22 protein-coding genes are annotated in these 21,563 nt (G+C 68.9%); 12 read left to right on the plus strand and 10 right to left on the minus strand.

Features of this window, described 5'->3' with window-relative positions; translation table 11 throughout:
* Nucleotides 1-37: 37 nt before the first annotated feature.
* On the plus strand, nucleotides 38-736 hold the full coding sequence (locus tag ACE3UA_RS15450; protein ID WP_374646669.1) for an SDR family oxidoreductase: 699 nt from the start codon (nucleotides 38-40) through the stop codon (nucleotides 734-736).
* A 123-nt stretch (nucleotides 737-859) separates the two neighbouring features.
* Nucleotides 860-1,033, plus strand: a complete 174-nt coding sequence (locus tag ACE3UA_RS15455) for a CTP synthetase (RefSeq protein WP_374646671.1) — start codon at nucleotides 860-862, stop codon at nucleotides 1,031-1,033.
* A gap of 2 nt (nucleotides 1,034-1,035) precedes the next feature.
* On the opposite strand, the gene ACE3UA_RS15460 is transcribed toward ACE3UA_RS15455, so the two are convergent.
* A complete protein-coding gene (locus tag ACE3UA_RS15460) occupies nucleotides 1,036-1,806 on the minus strand; it encodes an alpha/beta fold hydrolase (protein WP_374646673.1) in 771 nt (256 codons plus the stop codon).
* Between the two features lie 106 nt (nucleotides 1,807-1,912).
* On the opposite strand from ACE3UA_RS15460, the gene ACE3UA_RS15465 reads away from it, so the two are divergent.
* The gene (locus tag ACE3UA_RS15465) at nucleotides 1,913-2,275 is read left to right on the plus strand and encodes a hypothetical protein (RefSeq protein ID WP_374646675.1); all 363 of its coding nucleotides are present in this window, start codon (nucleotides 1,913-1,915) and stop codon (nucleotides 2,273-2,275) included.
* Between the two features lie 34 nt (nucleotides 2,276-2,309).
* On the opposite strand, the gene ACE3UA_RS15470 is transcribed toward ACE3UA_RS15465, so the two are convergent.
* Nucleotides 2,310-3,269 (minus strand): SdiA-regulated domain-containing protein, encoded by a 960-nt coding sequence (locus ACE3UA_RS15470; protein ID WP_374646677.1) that lies wholly within the window; start codon nucleotides 3,267-3,269, stop codon nucleotides 2,310-2,312.
* A complete protein-coding gene (gene glyA / locus ACE3UA_RS15475) occupies nucleotides 3,269-4,564 on the minus strand; it encodes a serine hydroxymethyltransferase (RefSeq protein ID WP_374646679.1) in 1,296 nt (431 codons plus the stop codon). The genes ACE3UA_RS15470 and glyA overlap by 1 nt, the downstream gene beginning before the upstream one ends.
* 190 nt (nucleotides 4,565-4,754) lie before the next feature.
* Here glyA and ACE3UA_RS15480 point away from each other — a divergent pair, with 190 nt between their 5' ends.
* Nucleotides 4,755-5,513, plus strand: coding sequence for an NAD kinase (locus ACE3UA_RS15480; protein ID WP_374646681.1), 759 nt, complete (start codon nucleotides 4,755-4,757; stop codon nucleotides 5,511-5,513).
* 61 nt (nucleotides 5,514-5,574) lie between these two features.
* Here the strand turns inward: ACE3UA_RS15480 and ACE3UA_RS15485 are convergent, their stop codons facing one another.
* The 4 genes from ACE3UA_RS15485 to ACE3UA_RS15500 form a co-directional block, all read right to left on the minus strand.
* A complete protein-coding gene (locus tag ACE3UA_RS15485) occupies nucleotides 5,575-6,993 on the minus strand; it encodes a sigma-54-dependent transcriptional regulator (protein ID WP_374646683.1) in 1,419 nt (472 codons plus the stop codon).
* A complete protein-coding gene (locus ACE3UA_RS15490; RefSeq protein WP_374646685.1) occupies nucleotides 6,987-7,361 on the minus strand; it encodes a hypothetical protein in 375 nt (124 codons plus the stop codon). Before ACE3UA_RS15490 ends, ACE3UA_RS15485 begins: the two co-directional genes overlap by 7 nt.
* A 43-nt stretch (nucleotides 7,362-7,404) precedes the next feature.
* Entirely contained in the window at nucleotides 7,405-9,291 is a 1,887-nt protein-coding gene (locus ACE3UA_RS15495; RefSeq protein WP_374646687.1) for an AMP-binding protein, read from the minus strand.
* 280 nt (nucleotides 9,292-9,571) lie between these two features.
* Entirely contained in the window at nucleotides 9,572-11,851 is a 2,280-nt protein-coding gene (locus tag ACE3UA_RS15500; protein WP_374646689.1) for an NADP-dependent malic enzyme, read from the minus strand.
* Between the two features lie 138 nt (nucleotides 11,852-11,989).
* On the opposite strand from ACE3UA_RS15500, the gene ACE3UA_RS15505 reads away from it, so the two are divergent.
* From ACE3UA_RS15505 to ACE3UA_RS15535, 7 genes are all read left to right on the plus strand, one after another.
* Nucleotides 11,990-13,084, plus strand: a complete 1,095-nt coding sequence (locus ACE3UA_RS15505; RefSeq protein ID WP_374646691.1) for a cupin domain-containing protein — start codon at nucleotides 11,990-11,992, stop codon at nucleotides 13,082-13,084.
* Between the two features lie 107 nt (nucleotides 13,085-13,191).
* Nucleotides 13,192-13,602 (plus strand): cytidine deaminase, encoded by a 411-nt coding sequence (locus ACE3UA_RS15510; RefSeq protein ID WP_374646693.1) that lies wholly within the window; start codon nucleotides 13,192-13,194, stop codon nucleotides 13,600-13,602.
* Nucleotides 13,599-14,909 (plus strand): thymidine phosphorylase, encoded by a 1,311-nt coding sequence (locus ACE3UA_RS15515; RefSeq protein ID WP_374646695.1) that lies wholly within the window; start codon nucleotides 13,599-13,601, stop codon nucleotides 14,907-14,909. The genes ACE3UA_RS15510 and ACE3UA_RS15515 overlap by 4 nt, the downstream gene beginning before the upstream one ends.
* The gene (locus tag ACE3UA_RS15520) at nucleotides 14,909-16,105 is read left to right on the plus strand and encodes a phosphopentomutase (protein ID WP_374646697.1); all 1,197 of its coding nucleotides are present in this window, start codon (nucleotides 14,909-14,911) and stop codon (nucleotides 16,103-16,105) included. The genes ACE3UA_RS15515 and ACE3UA_RS15520 overlap by 1 nt, the downstream gene beginning before the upstream one ends.
* Before the next feature lie 49 nt (nucleotides 16,106-16,154).
* Complete coding sequence (locus tag ACE3UA_RS15525) at nucleotides 16,155-17,186, plus strand: adenosine deaminase (protein ID WP_374646699.1); 1,032 nt, start codon at nucleotides 16,155-16,157, stop codon at nucleotides 17,184-17,186.
* Nucleotides 17,187-17,819, plus strand: a complete 633-nt coding sequence (gene upp, locus ACE3UA_RS15530) for a uracil phosphoribosyltransferase (protein WP_374646701.1) — start codon at nucleotides 17,187-17,189, stop codon at nucleotides 17,817-17,819.
* Complete coding sequence (locus ACE3UA_RS15535; protein WP_374646703.1) at nucleotides 17,819-18,058, plus strand: hypothetical protein; 240 nt, start codon at nucleotides 17,819-17,821, stop codon at nucleotides 18,056-18,058. Before upp ends, ACE3UA_RS15535 begins: the two co-directional genes overlap by 1 nt.
* Here ACE3UA_RS15535 and ACE3UA_RS15540 read toward each other — a convergent pair.
* The gene (locus ACE3UA_RS15540; RefSeq protein WP_374646705.1) at nucleotides 18,055-19,077 is read right to left on the minus strand and encodes a hypothetical protein; all 1,023 of its coding nucleotides are present in this window, start codon (nucleotides 19,075-19,077) and stop codon (nucleotides 18,055-18,057) included. The two genes, ACE3UA_RS15535 and ACE3UA_RS15540, sit on opposite strands and share 4 nt — an antisense overlap.
* Nucleotides 19,078-19,238: 161 nt before the next feature.
* On the opposite strand from ACE3UA_RS15540, the gene ACE3UA_RS15545 reads away from it, so the two are divergent.
* Entirely contained in the window at nucleotides 19,239-20,195 is a 957-nt protein-coding gene (locus ACE3UA_RS15545; RefSeq protein ID WP_374646707.1) for a DMT family transporter, read from the plus strand.
* On the opposite strand, the gene ACE3UA_RS15550 is transcribed toward ACE3UA_RS15545, so the two are convergent.
* Both ACE3UA_RS15550 and ACE3UA_RS15555 read right to left on the minus strand, forming a co-directional pair.
* On the minus strand, nucleotides 20,147-20,725 hold the full coding sequence (locus ACE3UA_RS15550) for a thymidine kinase (protein ID WP_374646709.1): 579 nt from the start codon (nucleotides 20,723-20,725) through the stop codon (nucleotides 20,147-20,149). The two genes, ACE3UA_RS15545 and ACE3UA_RS15550, sit on opposite strands and share 49 nt — an antisense overlap.
* 328 nt (nucleotides 20,726-21,053) lie before the next feature.
* Nucleotides 21,054-21,563, minus strand: a 510-nt coding sequence (locus ACE3UA_RS15555; protein ID WP_374646711.1) for a helicase-related protein, incomplete at its 5' end; no start/stop codon positions are given.

Raw genomic sequence — 21,563 nt, forward strand, 5'->3', positions numbered from 1 at the left:
TGACAGGGTGCGGCGCGGTCAAGCACGGGGAATCACCATGTCGAAGAAGGTCTGCCTGGTCACCGGCGGGGGCAGGGGTATCGGCGCGGCGGTTGCACGCGAAATGGCGGCCCGTGGCCATGCGCTGGTGCTGATGTCGCCCTCGGACAGCTGCGAGAAACTGGCGGCGGAACTGGGCGGCGTGGCCCGGCGCGGCGTGGCGCAAAGCGCCGATGACCTGAAGGCCATCGTCGATCTGGCGCTGGAAACCCACGGCCGGATCGACTCGGTCCTCAACCACACCGGCCATCCGCCGAAGGGCGACCTGCTGGAGATCAGCGACGAGAACTGGGATCTCGCCAACGACATGATCGTCAAGTCGGTCGTCCGCATGTCCCGCCTCGTCACCCCGGTGATGGCGGCGCAGGGCGGCGGCTCGATCGTGAACGTCACCACCTATGCCGCGATGGAACCCTCGCTCTGGTTCCCGGCCTCCTGCGTGTACCGCGCTGGCGTGCAGTCCTTCACCAAGCTTTACTCCGATCGCTATGGTCCGGCCGGCATCCGGATGAACTGCCTGGCGCCGGGTTTCACCGACAGCCTCGACGTGGCGAAATACGGCGAGCTTGCCGCGCTGAAGCGGATCGCAAGGGTCGAGGAGCAGGCGAAGGCGGCGGCCTTCCTGCTGACCGACGAGTCGAGCTATGTCACCGGCCAGACGCTGATCGTCGACGGCGGCACGACGCGCAGCATCTGAGACTGCCCTCGCCCAGGGTGGGCGATTTACCCACCCTTCAGGCAGGACGGGCATGATCCGGATCAAGGCGGCGGTCCCGGCTCCGTGGCATACTGATCCGGTGCCATTTACCCGGAGACTGACGTGCGGCTTTTCATGCTTCTCTACGCCCCGATCGCCACTGCCGTGGCCGGAACCGGCGTGATCGCGGTGCTTGCGCTGGGCCATGTCAGCCTGACGCCCATCCTCCTGGCGGCGGCCGTCGGGGCGGTGCTTGCCATCCCGGTGACCTGGCGGGTTGCGCGCGAGATCGGCTGACCTCACGCCTCCAGGAACACGCGGACGGTCTCCTCGAACTCGCGCGGCTTCTCGGCATGCAGCCAGTGTCCCGCGCCGGGTATCCTGGCAAAGCGCGCCTTCGGGAACAGGGCCCGGATCGTGTCGCGGTGTTCGGCGCGGACGTAATGGCTTTCGGCCCCGGTCAGGAACAGCGCCGGTCCCTCGAACCGGCCCTCGGGGCCCGGCCATCCGATCACATGCGGCATCTCGGAAGCCAGCACCTCCAGGTTCAGCTTCCAGCGCGGGGGCTTGCTGCGAAGGTCCAGCGATTGCAGGAAGAAGGCGCGCAGGGCGGGGTCGGGCACGCGCTCCGCCAGGGCGGCGTCAGCCTCGGCCCGGGTGGTGATCCGGCTCAGGTCCACGGCCTGCATCGCCTCGGCATGCCGGGCCTGGTCGTGGTCATAGGCGACCGGGGCGATATCCGCGACGATCAGGCGGCGGATCAGCGCGGGACGGGTCAGCGCCAGCTGCATCGCGGCCTTGCCGCCCATCGAATGGCCCATGAGGTCCACGGGCGCGCCCAGGCTTTCGATCACCTCGGCCAGGTCGGCGGCCATTTCCGGGTAACGGTGCCGCGGCATCCAGGGGCTGTCGCCATGGTTGCGCATGTCCACCGCCACCACGTCGCGCCGGTCCGAGAGGCGCCGGCAGATGACGCCCCAGTTCCGGGCCGAGCCGTAAAGCCCGTGCGCGACCACCAGGGTCGGTGCGCTGGGGGTGGCGGCGGCGGGATGTCGGATCGTCGCAAGCATGTTGCCTGTCTATCCGCGCGGCCAGCGCATGGCCAGAGCGGTTGAACCCTCGGTGTCTTCGCCCTAGGTTGCACCGGAGCCTGGGAAAGGGTGCGGGATGAGTGCGATGGCGATCCAGCAGATGGCGGATCGGGTGGCGCAGCTTCTGGAGGAGAGGCTGGGCCTGGGCGGGCGCGACCTGCCGGCCAAGCTGGGGCGCGGCCGACGGCTTTTGCCGCGCAAGGTGCGCGAGGCCGCCGAGCTTCTGGCGACGGCGGCGGAACGGGCGCGGAACCCCAAGCTTCTGGGCCAGATCGACATGGGCGCGGTGGCGGATGCCTATGACATCTGCCTGCGGCACCTGACGAAGATCGACCCGGCCACGCGGCGGCGGGACGCGATTGCCGGCATGCTGGGCTTCATCGGCTATGGCCTGATGTTCCTGATCCTCGGGATCATCGCCCTGCTGGCCTGGCGCGGATTCCTGTAACCAACGCGGATCCCGGCGCCGCGACCAGCCACCCTCAGTCCTGGACCGCACTCGCGGGGCGGTCGAAGCGGTAGAACAGGTTCGGCTCGGAGACGATGTAGACCGCACCATCGGGGGCCAGCGCCACGCCCTCGGCCTGGGGCACGCCGTCGCGCAGCCCGTGACGCCCGGCCCAGAGCGCGAGGAGGCTGAGCGGCTGCCCCGCCGCGCTGTATTCGATCAGGATCGAGGACATGTCGCTGAGCAGGACCATGTTCCCCGTCGGGTCATGCACGGTGACCGAGGACAGGTCGGATACGCCATGCCCGGCCCAGCCCTCGGGCCGCCACTCCCGCGACTCGATCGCCAGCCCCTGACCCCGCACGGCGCGGTCCAGCCCGCCGACCACAAGGACACGGACCGGCAGCATCTCTTGCACCACCACCAGCTCCTGCTTGCGCTGGTCCCATGAGATGCCCTCGAAGCCCATGTTCGAGAGCGTGCCGAGGTCGAGCGTGATGAAAGGGCTGTTCTCCAGGTCGATCGCGGTGGTCGCGGGGGTGATGGAGATCCAGTTCAGGCGGCTCTTGCCTTCGTCGACGATGATGAAGCGATCGCCGTCGACATGGGTGATGCCCTCGACGTCGCGCGCGCCGACAAGGTCGATATGACGCAGCAGCCGACCCTCGGTCGACAGTTCGGCCAGGGCGGGGGGATGGTTGATCGCCGTGAACAGGGTGCCGGTCGCCGGGCTGTAGGTCAGGCCCGAGGTGTTGTCGGTCAGGCCGTCGATGGGCCGGGCCTCGATCCCGACCTGATAGGCACCGAGGCCAAGGTGTTCGATCCGGTCCGGTGGCAGCGCGCGCATGGCGAGAAGCTGTGCCGCAAGGCCGAACAGCCCGCCGGCCCAGACACCCGAGGCGAGAAGCAGGGCCAGGCCCGCCAGCAGCCAGAAGAGCCACCGCCCCCTTGGTTCGGGGGCGGTGGAGGTGTTGCGATCCGCGGATCGCGGCATCAGAGATCCGGGTAGATCGGGAAGCGGGCGCAAAGCGCCTCGACCTCGGCGCGGACCTTGGCCTCGACCTCGGCATTGCCGTCCTCGCCATTGGCGGCCAGGCCGTCAACGACCTCGATGATCCAGCGGGCGATCTGGCGGAACTCGGCCTCACCGAAGCCGCGCGTCGTGCCGGCCGGGGTGCCCAGGCGGACCCCCGAGGTGATGGTCGGCTTTTCCGTATCGAAGGGAATGCCGTTCTTGTTGCAGGTGATCCAGGCGCGGCCGAGCGCCTTTTCGGTCGCGTTGCCCTTCACGCCCTTGGGGCGCAGGTCGACCAGCATCAGATGGGTGTCCGTCCCGCCGGTGACGATGTCGAGCCCGCCCTTCATCAGCTCGTCGGCCAGAGCCTTGGCATTGGCGATGACCTGCTGCTGGTAGGTCTTGAAGCCGGGCTGCAGCGCCTCGCCGAAGGCCACCGCCTTCGCCGCGATCACATGCATCAAGGGGCCGCCCTGGATGCCGGGGAAGATCGCCGAGTTGACCTTCTTCGCGATCTCCTCGTCGTTGGTCAGGATCATGCCGCCGCGCGGGCCGCGCAGCGTCTTGTGCGTCGTGGTGGTGGCGACATGGGCATGCGGGAAGGGGCTGGGGTAAAGCCCCGCCGCGACCAGGCCCGCGAAATGCGCCATGTCCACCAGAAGGTAGGCACCGACCGAATCCGCGATCTCGCGCATGCGCTTGAAGTCGATGATGCGCGGGATGGCCGAGCCACCGGCGATGATCAGCTTCGGCTTGTGCTCGGTCGCCAGCTCTTGCAGCTGGTCGTAGTTCAGCGTCAGGTCCTGCTTGCGCACGCCATACTGCACCGCGTGGAACCACTTGCCAGACTGGTTCGGCGCCGCGCCGTGGGTCAGGTGGCCGCCGGCATCAAGGGACATGCCGAGGATGGTGTCGCCCGGCTTCAACAGCGCCTGGAACACGCCCTGGTTGGCCTGCGAACCCGAGTTCGGCTGGACGTTGGCGAAGGCGCAGTCGAACAGCTTGCAGGCCCGGTCGATCGCCAGGTTCTCGGCGATGTCGACATACTGGCAGCCGCCGTAATAGCGCCGGCCCGGATAACCCTCGGCATATTTGTTGGTCATCACCGAACCCTGCGCCTCCATCACGGCGCGCGAGACGATGTTCTCCGAGGCGATCAGTTCGATCTCGTGGCGCTGGCGGCCAAGCTCCTGTGTGACGGCGCCGAAAAGCTCGGGGTCGCGCGAGGACAGGGGCTCGGTGAAGAAGCCGGTGTCGCGGTGGGGTGCGTTCATCGTCATGTCCTCTGGGTTGAGAGTTGGTCGGTGCTGTTTAGAGCAGGCGGACTGGTCCGGAAAGGCAAGAATCCGACATGAACTGCGCCGGTAGCGAAATTATCTTGCCCGGCGAAAGCGGGGCCGGGGCTTGAGTTCCACGCCCCGCGCGGCCAAGACTGTCCCGGAGGGCCGGGCAGGAGGGCATCGGGTGCGCATCAGGTTCACGGCCAGCAAGGCCCCGGCGGCACTCGCGGCGCAGGCCTCGCTGATCGCGCGCTATGGTCAGGCCGACAGCCGTCAGGCCGAGGTGGTGGTGGCGCTGGGCGGCGACGGGTTCATGCTGCAGACCCTGCACGCGGCGCATGGGCGCCGGTTGCCGGTCTATGGCATGAACTGCGGCACGATCGGTTTCCTGATGAACGCCTATGCCGAGGAGACCCTGCCCGACCGGCTGCGCGCCGCCGAGGAGACGGTGATCCATCCCCTGGCGATGCGGGCCGAGAACGTGAAGGGCCGGGTGACCGAGGCGCTGGCGATCAACGAGGTCTCGCTGCTGCGCCAGGGGCCGCAGGCGGCAAAGCTGCGGGTGCTGGTCGACGGAAGGGTGCGGCTGGAGGAACTGGTCTGCGATGGCGCGCTGGTGGCGACGCCGGCGGGGTCCACGGCCTACAACTATTCGGCGCACGGGCCGATCCTGCCGGTCGGCTCGGACGTGCTGGCGCTGACGGCGATGTCGGCCTTCCGTCCCCGGCGCTGGCGCGGGGCGCTCTTGCCGTCGACGGCGGTGGTGCGCTTCGAGGTGGTCGAGGGCGAGAAACGGCCGGTGATGGCGGATGCCGACAGCCGGTCCTCGGTCCGCGACGTGACGAGCGTCGAGGTCCGCTCCGAGCCGCAGATCACCCACCGCCTGCTGTTCGATCCCGGGCACGGGCTGGAAGAACGGTTGATCGGCGAGCAGTTCACCTGAGCCGGGCGCCGGAAATCGAACGATTTCCGGGCCGGAATTCTTCGAATTCCGCGTCCAGGCGTCAGCCGGCGCGCGCCTTCCAGCCGTCGAGCTTGCGGTAGAGCGTCGAGGGCGAGACCTCCAGCACCCGCGCGGCCCTGGGGATCGAGCCGCCATGCCGCGCCAGCGTCGCCTCGATCAGCCGCCGCTCGGCCTCGGCCAGGCTGAGACCGACCAGCCCGTCAAGCGCCAGGCCGTCGGTGCTGGCACCTTCGTCGGCGTCCCGCGGTTCGGCGGCCTCGTCCAGGGTCAGGCCCGGGGGCAGCATCTCGGGCGTCACCAGCCCGCCGGGGTTCAGCACCACGACGTTGCGGATCACGTTCAGAAGCTGGCGCACGTTGCCGGGCCAGGGCAGGCGCATGAGCTGGGCCTGCACCTCTGGCGAGAGGCCCTGGAAGCGGCGGCCCTCCTCCTCGGCAAAGCGGATCAGGGCGGATTCGGCGATCTCGATCACATCCTCGCCGCGCTCGCGCAGGGGGGGCATGTGGATCGGAACGACATAGAGGCGATAATAGAGGTCCTCGCGGAACTGCCCGCGGCGGACGGCCTCCAGCGGGTCGCGGTTGGTGGCGCAGACGATGCGGACGTTGACCTTGCGCGGCCGCGTCGCGCCCACGGGCTGGACGGTCGAGGTCTGCAGGAAGCGCAAGAGCTTGGTCTGCAGCGCCGGGGCCATCTCGCAGATCTCGTCCAGGAACAGCGTCCCGCCGTCCGCCGCCGCCGCCGCGCCCGGCTTGTCGGAAATCGCGCCGGTGAAACTGCCCTTCATATGGCCGAAGACCTCGCTTTCCAGCAGGTCCTGCGGGATCGCGCCGCAGTTCAGCGCGATGAACGGCCCTTGCGCCCGGGCGGAATGGGCATGGACGGCCAGCGCGCAGAGTTCCTTGCCGGTGCCGCTTTCGCCGGTGATGAAGACCGTCGCCATCGACCGCGCGACCGAGCCGATGGTGCCGTGGATCCGCCGCATCGGCTCGGACGAGCCGATGAACCCGGAGGTCTCCACCGGGGCGCTGCCACGGTCGGGCACATGCACCGGCGGCGCGGCGCGGCGCGGGCGCCTTTCGGCCAGGGCATTGCGGACCGCGTCCAGCAGGCGCGCCTCGTCGATCGGCTTGACCAGATAGTCGTGCGCCCCCGCCCGCATCGCCTCGACCGCGCGGTCGGCCGAATTGTTCGCCGTGATCGCGATGAACCCGGTCTCGGGGGCGAGGGCGAGGAACTCCTGCATCAGCTCCAACCCGTCGCGGTCCGGCAGGACAAGGTCCAGCAGGACGACAGCGGGGCCGTGCTCCTGAAAATGCGCGCGGGCCTCGGCGGCGTTGGCGGCGACCGTGACCGTGTGGCCGGCGGCTTCCAGGATCGCGCGATAGACGATCTGCAGCGAGATCGTGTCCTCGACCAGCAGGATCGGCGGGGGCAGGGTGGGGGATTGCCTTACCATGGCAGCGGTCCTTCAGGCGGGGTGGCCCGGATCAGGGCCAGAAGCGCGGCCAGTTCTGCCGCGATGGCGGGGGCCAGCCGCTGCGTCGCCGCGGGGTCCCGGGCATGGGCGGCGGCGTTCAGGTCCTGCGTCAGATCCTGCAGCGCCAGCGCCCCGCAAGAGCCGGCCAGCGCCGCCAGGTCATGCGAGGTCTCGCGCAACAGCACCCAATCGTCCGTCGCCGTTCCCCGGGCCAGGCGGCTGTCGCAATTCGCAAGGTCGGCGGCAAGCTGCGTCAGCAGCACCGGAACCATTCCGGGCCCGACCAGTTCGATCAGGCGGAGGAAGCGGGCGCGGTCGAAACGGCCGGGAGGCGCAGATCTTTGCATAATGCAAAGATCTGGCGCAAAATGCAGCGATTGTCCAGCCGGTTCAGCCGCGCGCCAGGCCCAGGCTGCGCAGCGCCTCGGCGATCTCGTCCAGGATGGCGGGGTCGTCGATGGTGGCGGGCATCTTCCATGGCTGGCTGTCGGCGATCTTGACCATGGTCGCGCGCAGGATCTTGCCCGAGCGGGTCTTGGGCAGCCGCTCGACCACGACGGCGCGCTTGAAATCGGCGACCGGGCCGATCTTGTCGCGGACCAGTTGCACGCATTCCCTGACCACCTCGTCATGGGGCCGGGCCGCGCCCTTGTTCAGGCAGAGGAATCCCAGCGGCGACTGGCCCTTGAGGTCATCCGCCACCCCGATCACCGCGCATTCGGCGACATCCTTGTGGCTGGCCAGCACCTCCTCCATCGCGCCGGTCGACAGGCGGTGCCCCGCGACGTTGATCACGTCATCGGTGCGGGCCATGATGTAGAGATAGCCGTCGGCGTCGACATAGCCCGCATCGCCGGTCTCGTAATAGCCGGGGAAGTGGTTGAGGTAGGACTTCAGGAACCGCTCCTCGGCGTTCCACAGCGTCGGCAGGGTGCCGGGGGGAAGCGGCAACCGGATCGCGATGGCGCCCAGCGTGCCCGCGCTGACCGGATGGCCGCCCTCGTCCAGCACCTGCACGTCATAGCCGGGCATGGCGACCGAGGGGCTGCCGATCTTGACCGGCAGGTGCTCGATCCCGAAGGGGTTTGCGGCGATGGCATAGCCGGTCTCGGTCTGCCACCAATGGTCGATGACGGGCACGCCCAGATGCCTGGCGGCCCATTCGATCGTGTCGGGATCGGCGCGCTCGCCGGCCAGGAACAGCGCCTGCAGGCTGGGAAGCTCGGGGACCAGCTTGCCCTCGGGATCCTCGCGCTTGATGGCGCGCAGGGCGGTGGGGGCGGTGAAGAAGCTTTTCACGCCATATTCGTTGATCACGCGCCAGAAGGCGGCGGCGTCGGGGGTGCCGACCGGCTTGCCCTCGTAGACGACGGTGGTGCAACCGGCGATCAGGGGCGCATAGCAGATGTAGCTGTGGCCGACGACCCAGCCCACGTCCGAGGCCGCCCAGAACACATCGCCCGCGCCGACGTTGTAGATCGCGCGCATGGTCCAGTTCAGCGCCACCAGATGCCCGGCGGTCGGGCGCACCACGCCCTTCGGGGCGCCGGTCGTGCCGGAAGTGTACAGGATATAGGCCGGGTGGTTGCCCTCGACCGGCACGCATTCGGCCGGAGTCACTCCATACTGGAACTCGTGCCAGGCGACGTCGCGGCCGGGGGTGAGCCTCGCCACCTCCTGCTCGCGCTGGAAGATCACGCAGAAATCGGGCTTGTGGGTCGCCTGGTCGATGGCCGCATCCAGCAGGGGCTTGTAGTGCACGACCCGGCTGGGTTCGATCCCGCAGGAGGCCGCGATGATCGCCTTCGGGGTGCAGTCGTCGATCCTGACCGCCAGTTCCGCGGCCGCGAAGCCGCCGAAGACGACCGAATGGATCGCGCCGATCCGGCCGCAGGCCAGCATCGCCTCCAGCGCCTCGGGGACCATCGGCATGTAGATGATGACGCGGTCGCCCTTCTGGATGCCCTTGGCCCGCAGCGCCCCGGCAAGGCGGGCGACGCGATCCTGCAGTTCGGCATAGGTGATGACATGCTTGGTGCCGGTGACGGGGCTGTCGTGGATGATCGCGGGCTGCTTGCCCCGGCCTGCGATCACATGGCGGTCGACGGCGTTCCAGCAGGTGTTGACGCGCGCATCGGTGAACCATTCGTACAAGGGCGCGCGGCTGTCATCCAGAGCGCGGCCGGGCTTCGTGACCCAGTCGATGCCGCCCGCCGCCGAGAGCCAGAACCCCTCGGGATCTTCGGCCCAGGATTTGTAGATCTGTGCGTAGCTCATCGCGATCTCCCCCTGCTGATGCCGCCTGGGGACGGTGGTATGCCATGGGATGCCCATTGCGCAACGCTGTTACCGGGAACAGGCTGCGACTTGTTTGCAGAATTTGCCCTTCGCGGCCGGGCGGATTTGCAAATCATGGCCGGCAGGCAAGGCCACCGCACCATGCGTCCGGGTTTTGCAAAGCCTTGCGCGTTTCCGGCGCGGTCGATTCGAGCCGCTCGTCGATGACTTCGTCACTCCTCGCAGTGGCCGAGGAGGAGACGAAGTCGAACGAGGAGGCTTACCCGTAATGCGCGACGGGCGTTCCTGCGATGGCCGACATGTTCAGCAGCCCCCGCGCGGTGATCGCGGGCGTCACCACATGCGCCCTGTTGCCCATGCCCACCAGGATCGGCCCGACCTCGAGCCCGCCGGTCTTGACCTTGAGGATGTTGCGGACGCCCGAGGCCACCTCGGAGGAGGCGAAGACCAGCACGTTCGCCGCCCCTTCATAGCGCGAATTGGGCAGGAGGCGCTCGCGGATCGACTGGTCGAGGGCGGCGTCGATGTTCATCTCGCCCTCATAGGCGAAGTCGGGCTCGCGGGCGTCCAGCATTTCCAGCGCGTCGCGCATCCGGCGGGCGGTGGTTGTGTCCATGTTGCCGAATTGCGACTGGGTGCAAAGCGCGATCTTCGGCGTCAGGCCGAAGCGGCGGACATGGCGGGCGGCGCCGATCACCGTCTCCATGATCTGCTGCGGGCTGGGTTCGGGATGGACATGGGTGTCGGCGATGAAAAGGGGACCGTCCTCCAGGATCATCAGCGACAATGCGGCGACGGGGTGCCGCCCGCCCCGCGCGAGGATCTGGCGGACATAGCCCAGGTGCCAGTTGAACTGGCCGAAGGTGCCGCAGATCATGCTGTCGGCTTCCTCGCGGTGGACCATGATCGCGGCGATGGCGGTGGTGTTGGTGCGCATCACGGCGCGGGCGGTGTCGGGGGTGACGCCGCGGCGGGCCATCAGCTCGTGATAGGTGCCCCAGTAGTCGCGGTAGCGGTGGTCGTTTTCGGGGTTCACCAGGTGGAAGTCGCGGCCGGGCCGGATCGGCAGGCCATAGCGTTCGCAGCGCGCCTCGACCACCTCGGGGCGGCCGATCAGGATCGGAAGGTCGGTCGTCTCCTCCAGCATCGCGTTGGCGGTGCGCAGGACGCGCTCATCCTCGCCCTCGGCAAAGACGATGCGGCGGGTGGCGGTGCGGGCAGCCTCGAACACCGGGCGCATCAACAGGGCGGACTTGAACACCGACCCGTCCAGCTTGCGCTTGTAGGCGTCGAGATCGGCGATCGGGCGGGTGGCGACGCCGGTTTCCATGGCGGCGCGGGCCACGGAACTGGCCACGACCCCGATCAGGCGGGGATCGAAGGGTTTCGGGATCAGGTAGTCCGGGCCGAAGGTCATGGTCTCGCCCCGGTAGGCGGCGGCGGCCTCGGCGCTGGTGGTGGTGCGGGCCAGGGCGGCGATGCCCTCGATGCACGCCAGTTCCATCGCGGCGTTGATCGTGGTGGCACCGACGTCCAGAGCGCCGCGGAAGATGAAGGGGAAACAGAGGACGTTGTTGACCTGGTTCGGGAAATCGCTGCGCCCGGTGGCGATGATCGCGCCGGGGGCAACCTCGCGCGCGTCCGAGGGCAGGATCTCGGGCGAGGGGTTGGCGAGCGCGAAGATGATCGGGTTCGGGGCCATGGCGCGGACCATGTCCTGCGTCAGCACGCCGGGGCCGGAAAGGCCGAGGAACATGTCCGCCCCCGCAATCACCTCGGCCAGGGTGCCCGGCACCGTGCTTTGCGCGAAGGCGGCCTTCTGCTCGGTCATCTGCGCGGTCCGGCCGTGGTAGACGAGGCCCTCCAGGTCGCAAAGCCAGACGTTCTCGCGCTTGACGCCCAGCTTGACCAGCATCTCAAGGCAGGCGATCCCCGCCGCGCCGCCCCCGGTCGAGACGACCCTGATCTCCTCGAACTTCTTGCCCGCGACGAGCATCGCATTGGTCGCCGCCGCGCCGACGACGATGGCGGTGCCGTGCTGGTCGTCGTGGAAGACCGGGATGTTCATCCGCTCGCGGCACAGCTTCTCGACGATGAAGCAGTCGGGGGCCTTGATGTCCTCCAGGTTCACCGCGCCGAAACTGGGCTCCAGCGCGCAGACAATCTCGGCCAGCTTGACCGGGTCGGGCTCGTTCACCTCGATGTCGAAACAGTCGATGTTGGCGAACTTCTTGAACAGGACCGCCTTGCCCTCCATCACCGGCTTCGAGGCCAGCGCGCCGATGTCGCCCAGGCCAAGCACGGCGGTTCCGTTCGTGATCACCGCGACAAGGTTGCCCTTGGCGGTATAGCGGCTGGCGGTGGCTGGATCGGCCTTGATCTCGAGGCAGGCTTCCGCGACGCCGGGCGAATAGGCGCGGGCCAGGTCACGGCCGTTGGCAAGCGGCTTGGTCGCCCGGATCTCCAGTTTTCCGGGCTTCGGGAACTCATGATAGTCCAGCGCCGCCTGGCGTGCGTTGTCGTGCCGTGCCTCGTCCATCAATCCCTCCTGCCGAATGGTTCAACGCTGAACCAGTTTCGGCCGCCTGCCAATCCGGCATTGCTTGAAACCGTTTTCGGGCCTGCTTGCAAATCGCCTGCGACCCACTCACGATGCCGCCATAGCACGGGGAATGCCATGACGGAAACGAGCCACTTTGAAGTCCGGGCCGAAATCCGGCTGCCGACGAAAGAGCTGCGCGACGATCTGCCCTTCTACACGAAGACGCTGGGAATGCGCCTGGACATGATCTTTCCCGCCGACGACCCCGAGGTGGCGGTGTTGTCGGGCCACGGCCTGCGCCTGCGCATCCAGAAGGGCGCGCCCGAGGGGCCGGGGACCCTGCGCATCCTGACCGATGATCCCGGCTTTGCCGGCGGCGCGAAGCTCCTGACCGCCCCGAACGGCACCCGGATCGAGATCGAAGAGCTGAACCCGCCCGTCGTCACACCCGCCACCGAACATGCCTTCGTCGTCCGCCGGCTGGCCGACCAGGCCCCCTGGGTGATCGGGCGCGCGGGGATGGAATATCGCGACCTGATCCCCAGCCGCCTCGGCGGCGCGATGATCGCCAGCCATATCCGGGTCCCGGACGGGCCGGTGCCGGACATGGTACATTTCCACAAGGTCGGCTTCCAGCTGATCTTCTGCGTCGCGGGCTGGGTGGACGTGCTGTACGAGGATCAGGGCGGCACCCGCCGCATCCATGCCGGCGACTGCTTCATCCAGCCGCCCGGCATCCGCCACAGGGTCCTGCACTCCGAAGGCGTCCAGGTGGTCGAGATCGGCGTCCCGGCCGAGCATGTGACCGAGATCGACCACGAGATGACCCTGCCGACGCCGCATCTGCGCCCGGACCGCGAATGGGAGGGGCAGAAGTTCGTGCACGACATCGGCAAGGAGGGGGTGTTCAGGCCCTTCCGCATCCCCGGCTTTCAGGCGCGCGACACCACGATCCATGCGGCGACCAGGGGCGTCGCCTCGGTCATGGTCGCCCGCCCCACCGGCCCGGCCCCGTGGACGGTGCATGACGGCGACATCCTCTTCACCTTCGTGATGTCCGGCGGGATGACGCTGGAGGGCGAGGGGAAAGAGCCCTACCGGCTGGAGCCGGGCGACGCCTTCGTGATTCCGCCCGGCATGGCGACGCGCTACGCCGATCCGACGCCGGACCTGGAACTGCTGGAGGTCACGCTGCCCGGCAATCCGCCGACGCGGCTTGTGGTGCGCTGAACGCGGTCGCTCCCTCGCCGCTTGCCGCTTTCCGACGAGTGCACGAAGTGCTCGAGGAGGTTTCCCCCGCTTGCGGAACACGCAGCTTCGGCACACACTCTGACCGGATGGTCAAGGAGACTGCGATGACGCTTCTGGAAGCGGCGACACGGGTGCGGGAACGGGCCTATGCGCCCTATTCGCGGTTCAAGGTCGGGGCGGCGCTGCGGTCGACCTCGGGCGCGGTGCATGTCGGCTGCAACGTCGAGAACGTGGCCTATCCCGAAGGCACCTGCGCCGAGGCCGGGGCGATCGCCGCGATGATCGCCGCCGGGGACAGCCGCATCGCCGAGGTTCTGGTGATCGCCGACAGCCCCGATCCGGTGCCGCCCTGTGGCGGCTGCCGGCAGAAGATCGCGGAATTCGCGGGGCAGGAGGTGAGGGTCACCCTTTGCACCACCGAGGGCAAGCAGAAGGTGATGACCGTGGCCGACCTCCTTCCCGGCGTCTTCAGCGCCGCGCATATGGGGCGGACATGACTGACGCCCGCACGATCATCGCGACGATCCGCGATGGCGGGCAGCCCCCGGCCGAGGACCTGCGCTGGTTCGCCGCGGGCCTTGCCTCGGGCGCGGTGACGGATGCGCAGGCGGGGGCTTTCGCGATGGCGGTGCTGCTCAAGGGCCTGTCCGAGGCGGGCCGCGTGGCCCTGACCCGCGGGATGCGCGACACCGGCAAGGTCCTGGCCTGGGACCTGCCCGGCCCGGTGGTGGACAAGCATTCCACCGGCGGGATCGGCGATTGCACCTCGTTCCTCCTCGCCCCGGCGCTGGCGGCCTGCGGGGCCTATGTGCCGATGATCTCGGGCCGGGGGCTGGGCCATACCGGGGGCACGCTGGACAAGCTGGAGGCCATCCCCGGCTTTCGGACCGGGCTGGGCGAGGAGGCGCTGCGGGCCCAGATCGACAGCGTGAAATGCGCCATCGTCGCCGCCTCCTCCGACCTCGCCCCGGCGGACAAGCGGCTTTATGCGATCCGCGACATCTCCGGCACGGTGGAGTCCGTCGACCTGATCACCGCCTCGATCCTGTCCAAGAAACTGGCGGCAGGGCTGGAAGCCCTTGTCCTCGATGTCAAATGCGGCTCGGGGGCCTTCATGAAGACGCCGGAACGGGCCGAGGCTCTGGCGCGTTCGCTGGTCGCGACGGCGCAGGGCGCCGGCTGCATGACCACCGCGCTGATCACCGACATGTCGCAACCGCTCGCCACGGCGGCGGGCAATGCGCTGGAGGTGATCGAGGTGATGGAGACGCTGACCGGCACCTCGGTCAACACCGCGCTCTGGGACCTGACCGTGGCCCTGGGCGGCGAGGCCCTGGCGCTGGCGGGCCTGGCCGCCGATCCCAAGGACGGCGAAGGCCGCATCGCCGAGGCGCTGCATTCCGGACAGGCGGCCGAGATCTTCGGGCGGATGGTCGCGGCGCAGGGCGGACCTTCGGATTTCGTCGACCGCTGGCCCGACCGCCTGCCTTCCGCCCCGGTGATGCGCGACGTTCCGGCCCCGGCCGACGGCTATGTCACCGCCATCGACGGCGAGGCGCTGGGCCATGCCGTCGTGCACCTGGGCGGCGGCCGGCTGCGGGAGGGGGACAAGGTGAATCCCTCGGTCGGCCTGTCGGACCTGGTCGGCATCGGCGAGGAGACCGGCGCGGGCGTGCCGCTGGCGATGGTCCATGCCGCCACGGAAGAGGCCGCGCGGGCGGCGGTGCGGGCGGTGCAGGCCGCCTACCGGATCGCCGCGGATCTGCCGGAAGAACCCGCCCTGATCCAGAAGAGGATCGCCTGATGCCGCGCGCCTTCCTGATCGTGCTGGATTCCGCGGGCTGCGGCGGGGCACCCGATGCGGCGGCCTTCGGGGACGAGGGCGCGAACACCTTGGGCCATATCGCCCAGGCCTGTGCCGCAGGCCGGGCCGAGGTGGGGCGCGAGGGGCCCCTCCGGATGCCGAACCTCGACCGTCTCGGCCTTGGCGCGGCGATCCGGCTGGCCTCGGGCGCCGCCACGCCGGGGCTTTCGGCTGTGCCCGAGGGGCTTTGGGGCGCGGCGACGGAGGTGTCCAAGGGCAAGGACACCCCCTCCGGTCATTGGGAACTCGCGGGGGTGCCGGTGCCATGGGACTGGACCTATTTCCCCGATACCGTCCCCGCCTTTCCCGAGGATCTGGTGGCCGAGGTCTGCCGTCTGGCCGGGACCGAGGGCATCCTTGGCAACTGCCACGCCTCGGGCGTGCCGATCATTGCCGAGCATTGCGAAGAGCACCTGCGCACCGGCTGGCCGATCTGCTACACCAGCGCCGACAGCGTCTTCCAGATCGCCGCGCATGAAGAGTCCTTCGGGCTTGAGCGGCTCTTGAAGCTTTGCCACGACCTTGCGCCCAGCCTGCATGCCCGCAAGGTCGGCCGGGTGATCGCACGGCCCTTTACCGGCTCGTGCGGCGATTTCCGGCGGACGTCGAACCGCAAGGACTTCGCCATCGAACCGCCGGCGCCCACGCTGCTGGACTGGGTGGCCGAGGCCGGACGGGCAACGCATGCGGTGGGCAAGATCGGCGACATCTTCTCGATGCGGGGCGTCGGAAAGCTGTGGAAGGGCAAAAGCGACCTTGATCTTTTCGAACATCTTCTCCGCCTTGGGGACGAGGCGGAAGATGGATCCTTGACCTTTGCGAACTTTGTCGAGTTCGACACGCTGTATGGCCATCCCCGCGACGTCTCGGGCTATGCCCGCGCCCTGGAATGGTTCGACGCGGGCCTTCCCCGGTTCTTCGCCCATCTGCGCCCCGGAGACCTGGCGATCTTCACCGCCGACCACGGCAACGACCCGACCTGGCGCGGCACCGAACACACGCGAGAGCGGGTGCCGGTGGTGGGCTGGGGTGGCGGGGCGCGGGAGGCGGGCCTTTGCGGCTTCGTCGACGTCGGCGCGAGTGTCGCGGCGCATCTGGGGGTGCCATCGCGGGGGCCGGGACGGAGTTTCCTGTGACCTGCCCCCTGATGAAGGCCGGCGCCGCCGCCCCCGCGCCCTCGGTTGCATGACCCAGAGGCGCACCCGGAATATTCTGGCCAAGAGGAAGGAGAGGCGTTTCGTGAGCGGATTGCCCAAGGTCGAACTGCATCTGCATCTGGAGGGCGCGGCGCCGCCGGCCTTCATCAGGGGGCTGGCGAAGGAAAAGCATCTGGACATATCCGGGATCTTCGACGGGCGCGGGAACTATCGCTATCGGGACTTCTGGGACTTCCTGAAGGTCTATGAAGCGGCGACCTCCGCCTTGCAGACGCCGGGGGATTACCAGCGCCTGACGCTGGCCGTGCTGGAGGAATCGGCGGCCAGTAGCGTGGTCTATTCCGAGACCTTCCTGTCGCCGGATTTCTGCGGCGGACGCGATCTGGGGGCCTGGCGCGAATATCTGCATGCGATGCAGGAGGCCGCCGACCAGGCCGAGCGGCAGATGGGCATCGCCCTGCGCGGCATCGTCACCTGCATCCGGCATTTCGGCCCCGAGAAGGCGCGGGAGACCGCCCGTTGCGCAGCCGAGACGGCGGGCGACTGGATCGTCGGCTTCGGCATCGCGGGGGACGAGAAGATCGGCGCGCCCAGGGATTTCCGCTGGGCCTTCGATTGCGCGCGCGAGGCGGGGCTGCGGCTGACCGCCCATGCCGGGGAATGGGGCGGGCCGGAGAGCGTGCGGGCGGCGCTGCACGATCTGGAGGTGGAGCGGATCGGCCATGGCGTCCGCGCGATCGAGGATCTGGCGCTGGTGGACGAGTTGGCCGAACGCGGCACGGTGCTGGAGGTCTGTCCCGGCTCGAACGTCGCGTTGGGCATCTACAAGGGCTTCCGCGACCATCCGGTTGCCGAACTGGACCGGCGCGGCGTCAAGGTCACGATCTCGACCGACGATCCGCCCTTCTTCCACACCACCATGGCGCGGGAATACGAGGAACTCCACCGCGCCTTCGACTGGGACGAGGGGCAATTCCGGAAGATCGCGCGCCAGTCGCTTGACGCGGCCTTCTGCGATGCCGATACCAAGGCGAAGATCGCGAAAAAGCTGGAGGCCTGAATGCTGGATCACCTGACCGTCGTGTCGCACCCCCTGGTCCAGCACAAGCTGAGCCTGATGCGCGAGAAGGACACCTCGACCGCCTCGTTCCGCAAGCTGCTGCGCGAGATCAGCCTGCTTCTGGCCTATGAGGTCACGCGCGAACTGCCGATGACCACCCGGCGGATCGAGACCCCGCTGGAGGAGATGGACGCCCCGGTGATCGAGGGCAAGAAACTGGCTCTCGTCAGCATCCTGCGGGCGGGGAACGGGCTTCTGGACGGGATCCTGGAACTGATTCCGGCGGCGCGGGTCGGGTTCATCGGCCTTTACCGCGACCCCGAGACGCTGCAGCCGGTGCAATACTACTGCAAGCTGCCCGAGAAGATGGAGGACCGGATCGCCATCGTCGTCGATCCGATGCTGGCCACCGGGAATTCCAGCGCCGCTGCGATTTCGCTCTTGAAGAAGGCGGGGGCAAAGCAGATCCGCTTCCTCTGCCTGCTGGCCGCGCCGGAAGGGGTCGCCCGGATGAAGGAGGCGCATCCGGACGTGCCGATCGTCACCGCGGCGGTGGACAGCCATCTGAACGACCACGGCTATATCGTGCCGGGCCTCGGCGATGCCGGCGACCGGATGTTCGGGACCAAGTGATGCGGGCGGCGCTGCTGATGCTGGCGCTTGCCGCCCCGGCCCTGGCCGGAGAGCCGATCCGTCCGGCCGAGCTGCCGCCAAAGGGCTATGCCGGGCAGCAATATGTCGACAGCAAGGGCTGCATCTTCATCCGGGCGGGTGCGCCGGGGCAGGTGCTCTGGCTTCCCCGCGTCACGCGGCAGGGGCAGCCGCTTTGCGGCAACCCGCCCTCGGGCAGGACCGGATCCGGCAAACCCTAGGCGCTGCAGATGCCTTGCAGGGCGACCCAGGATTCGTCGGGGATCAGCGGCGAGGGGGCGAGACCCTTGTAGGGGTCGTTCTCCACCAGGCCGCCCGTAGCCGACCCGTCGGGATCCACCGCCACCGCATAGGGCGAGGCCGGGATCTGCGCGGTCTCGAAGGCGGCGAGGGCGGCGCTGTCGGCCAGCGGCACCGGGGGCTGGCGCAAGGCGGCCTCGCCATAGCCCGCCAGTGCCGCATCCGGCAGTTCCGCCGTGGTGAGAAGCTGGAAGGTCGCGCGCAGGCCGGCATGTTCCAGAAGCGGCAGCATCGGGTCGGAAGACTTCGAGCGCAACCGCTCCATCAGGGCGGCCCCGGCGACGGCCTCGGGTCCGTTCGACTGCTCGATCAGGCGGCGGGGCAGGACGATCACGTCGCCGGGCAGGTGCAGCGGCGTGTCCACGCCTTCGGGCAGGACATAGAGGATCGGGGTATCGACCGGGCCGAACACCCGCTCGGACAGCCCGGCCAGCGCCTGCAGTCCCAACTGGTTGTCGCAGGGCGCGCCCGTCACCCGGACCAGGTCGTCCAGCACGCGCTGGCCGATCTCGGCCCGTTGCGCCGGCGGCACGACCGAGGCGGTGTGCCGCACCAGCGCGCCAGGCAACCAGAACAGCGCCAGCGCCACCACCGCCGCCACCGTCCCCCCCAGCATCAGCCCGCGCAACCGGCCGGGACGCGGGATCGCCGCCTTCACCGCGGCCCGCACCGCTTCCAGCGCGGCGATCATGTCGGGCTCGTCCAGCTCCAGGCTTTCGGTCGATTCCAGACCCGGCGCGAAAACCGGCGGATCCTCGCCGCGATTGATCCGTTCGACCGCCGGAAGGGACCAATGGCTCAGCGCCTCGCCGCTTTTCGGATCGGAGAGGATCAGCGTCGCCTCGCCGAAGCGGACGAGGACCTCGCGGCGCTGGTCTTGCGGGTTCTCGCGCCACAGGCCCGAGCATTCCAGCCTCTGATACTTCTTCAGCGCCGTCATCGGGCCCCGGTCTCTGCCTGTTTCGCGCGACCTTACCGCCTGCCGCCGTGCTTCACAATGCTGGCCCTTCCGCGACCCGAAGCGGGCGCCGGGCGTCGCGATCAGGCGGGCAGAGGGCGGCCGGACGGGGCAAACCGGCAAAGGCAGAACGGATGGCAAGAATGAGCGATACCCCGAACCGGACCCTGGCCGCGCTTGGCGCCGTGCTGATCTATGCGGTGGTCATCGCCTTTACCGACAATTACGTCCGCGTCATCGCCCGCGATGGCGGGCTGTGGCAGTTCCATGCCACCCGGACGGCGATGGCCTTCGCGATCCTTGCCGTCCTGGCGGTGCCGCTTGGCCTGCGCCTGCGGCCCCGGCGCCTTGGCCGGGTGCTGGCGCGGTCGGTGATCCACGGCTCGGCCATGGTGATCTATTTCGGTGCGCTGGCCTTCCTGCCGGTGGCCCAGGTCGCGGCAGGGTTGTTCACCGCGCCGATCTTCGTCCTGCTGATCCAGCGGTTCGCCTATGACCAGTCGATCTCGGCGCTGCAGGTCCTGGCGGTGCTGGTGGGCTTTGGCGGCGTGGTCATGGTCCTGGGCCCCGAGGCGCTGTCGGGCGCCACTTTCGCCGCGCTGCTGCCGGTGATCTCGGGCGCGCTTTATGCGCTGGGCAATATCGCCACGCGGGAATGGTGCAGGGGCGAAAGCGCCGAGGTGCTGGTCGCGGGCTTCTTCGCGATGCTGGGCGTCTTCGGCCTGATCGGCATGGCCGTGCTGGCCCTGTTTCCCCTGCCGGTGCCCGAGGGGGCCGAGGGCTTTCTCCAGCGCGGGCCGGTCTGGCCGACGGGCAGCTTCCTCTGGTGGACCTTCGTTCAGGCCACGGGCTCGCTTCTGGGGGTGGGGATGATCGTGCGGGCCTACCAGATCGCCGATGCCTCGAAGGTCGCGGTCTTCGAATATGTCATCCTGCCGGCCTCGGCCGCCTGGGGCTTCGTGATCTGGGGCGAGGTGCTGAGCTGGCTTGCCGTCGCCGGAATGTCGCTGATCGCGCTGGCCGGGGTGCTGATCGCGCGGCCCTCCAGGGCTCAGTCGTCCACCGCCTCGCGCCAGTGGCGGCGGCAGAGCGAGACATAGGTCTCGTTCCCGCCGATCACCACCTGCTCGCCTTCCTTCAGCGCGCGCCCGTCGGGGCCGCGGCGGATGACCATGGTGGCCTTCTTGCCGCAACGGCAGATCGTGCGCACCTCGCGCATCTCGTCGGCCCAGGCCAGCAGCGCGGCCGAGCCGGGAAAGAGATTGCCCTGGAAATCGACGCGCAGCCCGTAGCACATCACCGGCACGCCCAGGTCGTCGACCGCGCGGGCCAGTTGCCAGACCTGCGCCTTGGTCAGGAACTGCGCCTCGTCGATGAAGACGCAGGCGACCGGCCCTTGCGCAAGGCGCGTCTGCAGCTTGGCGAACAGGTCCTCGCCGGGCGCGAAGGTATCCGCGGGCTCGCCGATGCCGATGCGGCTGGCGATGCGGCCCTCGCCGGCGCGGTTGTCGAACTGCGCCGTGATCAGATAGGTCTGCATCCCGCCTTCGCGGTAGTTGTGCGAGGCCTGCAGGAGCGAGGTCGATTTCCCCGCATTCATCGTCGAGTAGTGGAAATAGAGCTTGGCCATGATGCGACTGCCCCTAGCCCATTGCCGGACCCGGCCGCAAGGCAGGTCGGCAATGGGCTTCATCGACAAACCTGGGCGGGGCGTGGCGGCCCGATACCGGCAACCTCGACACTCGTCACGGAAGGGCCCGCCACACACTGGCGGGTCTTCGTGCCCCCACCGGAGGCAGCGGACCCCCACCCTCAACCGATGCTGGGGACATCGGCCACTCGTGATCGCGCCGGCAACCTGCCGACGCACGGTTATTCATGGCAAAAGATTGCCAGCGGGTTAACGGGAAATGCTTTGCCCCAGCAGATATGCGGCGATCGGCAGATCGGCCGCGCGCTCAGCCCGGCCGCCGGTTGCCCTGGCCGCCGCCTGCGCTGCGCCGGGGCGCGAAGCTGCCGCCGGCGGGCTTGCCGCCCTGCGGCCTTTGCGATGCCTGCGGTTTCGCGCCGCCCGCCCGCTTTGCCCCCGGCGCCGGCGGTTTCGACCCCGGCTTCTGCCCGCCCGGCCGTCCCGGCCGCTGGCCCCGGTTCTGCCCCGGCTTCGGCGCCGCCGCGACCACATCCGCCGCCCAGGGCGCGCCGCCGATCACCGGGATCGGCTTCTTCATCACCTTCTCGATCGCCTGCAACTCGCCCATCTCGGCCGGAGAGCAGAAGGCCACCGCCGTCCCCTCGGCCCCGGCCCGCGCGGTGCGACCGATGCGGTGGACATAGTTCTCGGGGACGTTCGGCAGGTCGTAGTTATAGACATGCCGGACCGTGGGAATGTCGATCCCCCGCGCGGCGACATCGGTCGCGACCAGCACGTCCAGCTCGCCGCTGCGGAACTCGGTCAGGGTCCGGTCGCG

The sequence above is a fragment of the Tabrizicola sp. genome, from assembly GCF_041919135.1.
Classification (GTDB): domain Bacteria; phylum Pseudomonadota; class Alphaproteobacteria; order Rhodobacterales; family Rhodobacteraceae; genus Tabrizicola.

What these genes read in the sequence shown, in the direction of transcription:
- ACE3UA_RS15515 (WP_374646695.1), top strand. Translation starts at nt 13,599, where the DNA reads ATGACTGACGCCCGCACGATCATCGCGACGATCCGCGATGGCGGGCAG.
- ACE3UA_RS15465 (WP_374646675.1), top strand. Translation starts at nt 1,913, where the DNA reads ATGGCGATCCAGCAGATGGCGGATCGGGTGGCGCAGCTTCTGGAGGAG.
- ACE3UA_RS15490 (WP_374646685.1), bottom strand. Translation starts at nt 7,361, where the DNA reads ATGCAAAGATCTGCGCCTCCCGGCCGTTTCGACCGCGCCCGCTTCCTC.
- ACE3UA_RS15460 (WP_374646673.1), bottom strand. Translation starts at nt 1,806, where the DNA reads ATGCTTGCGACGATCCGACATCCCGCCGCCGCCACCCCCAGCGCACCG.
- upp (WP_374646701.1), top strand. Translation starts at nt 17,187, where the DNA reads ATGCTGGATCACCTGACCGTCGTGTCGCACCCCCTGGTCCAGCACAAG.
- ACE3UA_RS15550 (WP_374646709.1), bottom strand. Translation starts at nt 20,725, where the DNA reads ATGGCCAAGCTCTATTTCCACTACTCGACGATGAATGCGGGGAAATCG.
- ACE3UA_RS15520 (WP_374646697.1), top strand. Translation starts at nt 14,909, where the DNA reads ATGCCGCGCGCCTTCCTGATCGTGCTGGATTCCGCGGGCTGCGGCGGG.
- ACE3UA_RS15535 (WP_374646703.1), top strand. Translation starts at nt 17,819, where the DNA reads ATGCGGGCGGCGCTGCTGATGCTGGCGCTTGCCGCCCCGGCCCTGGCC.
- ACE3UA_RS15505 (WP_374646691.1), top strand. Translation starts at nt 11,990, where the DNA reads ATGACGGAAACGAGCCACTTTGAAGTCCGGGCCGAAATCCGGCTGCCG.
- ACE3UA_RS15510 (WP_374646693.1), top strand. Translation starts at nt 13,192, where the DNA reads ATGGTCAAGGAGACTGCGATGACGCTTCTGGAAGCGGCGACACGGGTG.
- ACE3UA_RS15500 (WP_374646689.1), bottom strand. Translation starts at nt 11,851, where the DNA reads ATGGACGAGGCACGGCACGACAACGCACGCCAGGCGGCGCTGGACTAT.
- ACE3UA_RS15545 (WP_374646707.1), top strand. Translation starts at nt 19,239, where the DNA reads ATGAGCGATACCCCGAACCGGACCCTGGCCGCGCTTGGCGCCGTGCTG.
- ACE3UA_RS15525 (WP_374646699.1), top strand. Translation starts at nt 16,155, where the DNA reads ATGACCCAGAGGCGCACCCGGAATATTCTGGCCAAGAGGAAGGAGAGG.
- ACE3UA_RS15470 (WP_374646677.1), bottom strand. Translation starts at nt 3,269, where the DNA reads ATGCCGCGATCCGCGGATCGCAACACCTCCACCGCCCCCGAACCAAGG.
- ACE3UA_RS15540 (WP_374646705.1), bottom strand. Translation starts at nt 19,077, where the DNA reads ATGACGGCGCTGAAGAAGTATCAGAGGCTGGAATGCTCGGGCCTGTGG.
- ACE3UA_RS15495 (WP_374646687.1), bottom strand. Translation starts at nt 9,291, where the DNA reads ATGAGCTACGCACAGATCTACAAATCCTGGGCCGAAGATCCCGAGGGG.
- ACE3UA_RS15485 (WP_374646683.1), bottom strand. Translation starts at nt 6,993, where the DNA reads ATGGTAAGGCAATCCCCCACCCTGCCCCCGCCGATCCTGCTGGTCGAG.
- glyA (WP_374646679.1), bottom strand. Translation starts at nt 4,564, where the DNA reads ATGAACGCACCCCACCGCGACACCGGCTTCTTCACCGAGCCCCTGTCC.
- ACE3UA_RS15450 (WP_374646669.1), top strand. Translation starts at nt 38, where the DNA reads ATGTCGAAGAAGGTCTGCCTGGTCACCGGCGGGGGCAGGGGTATCGGC.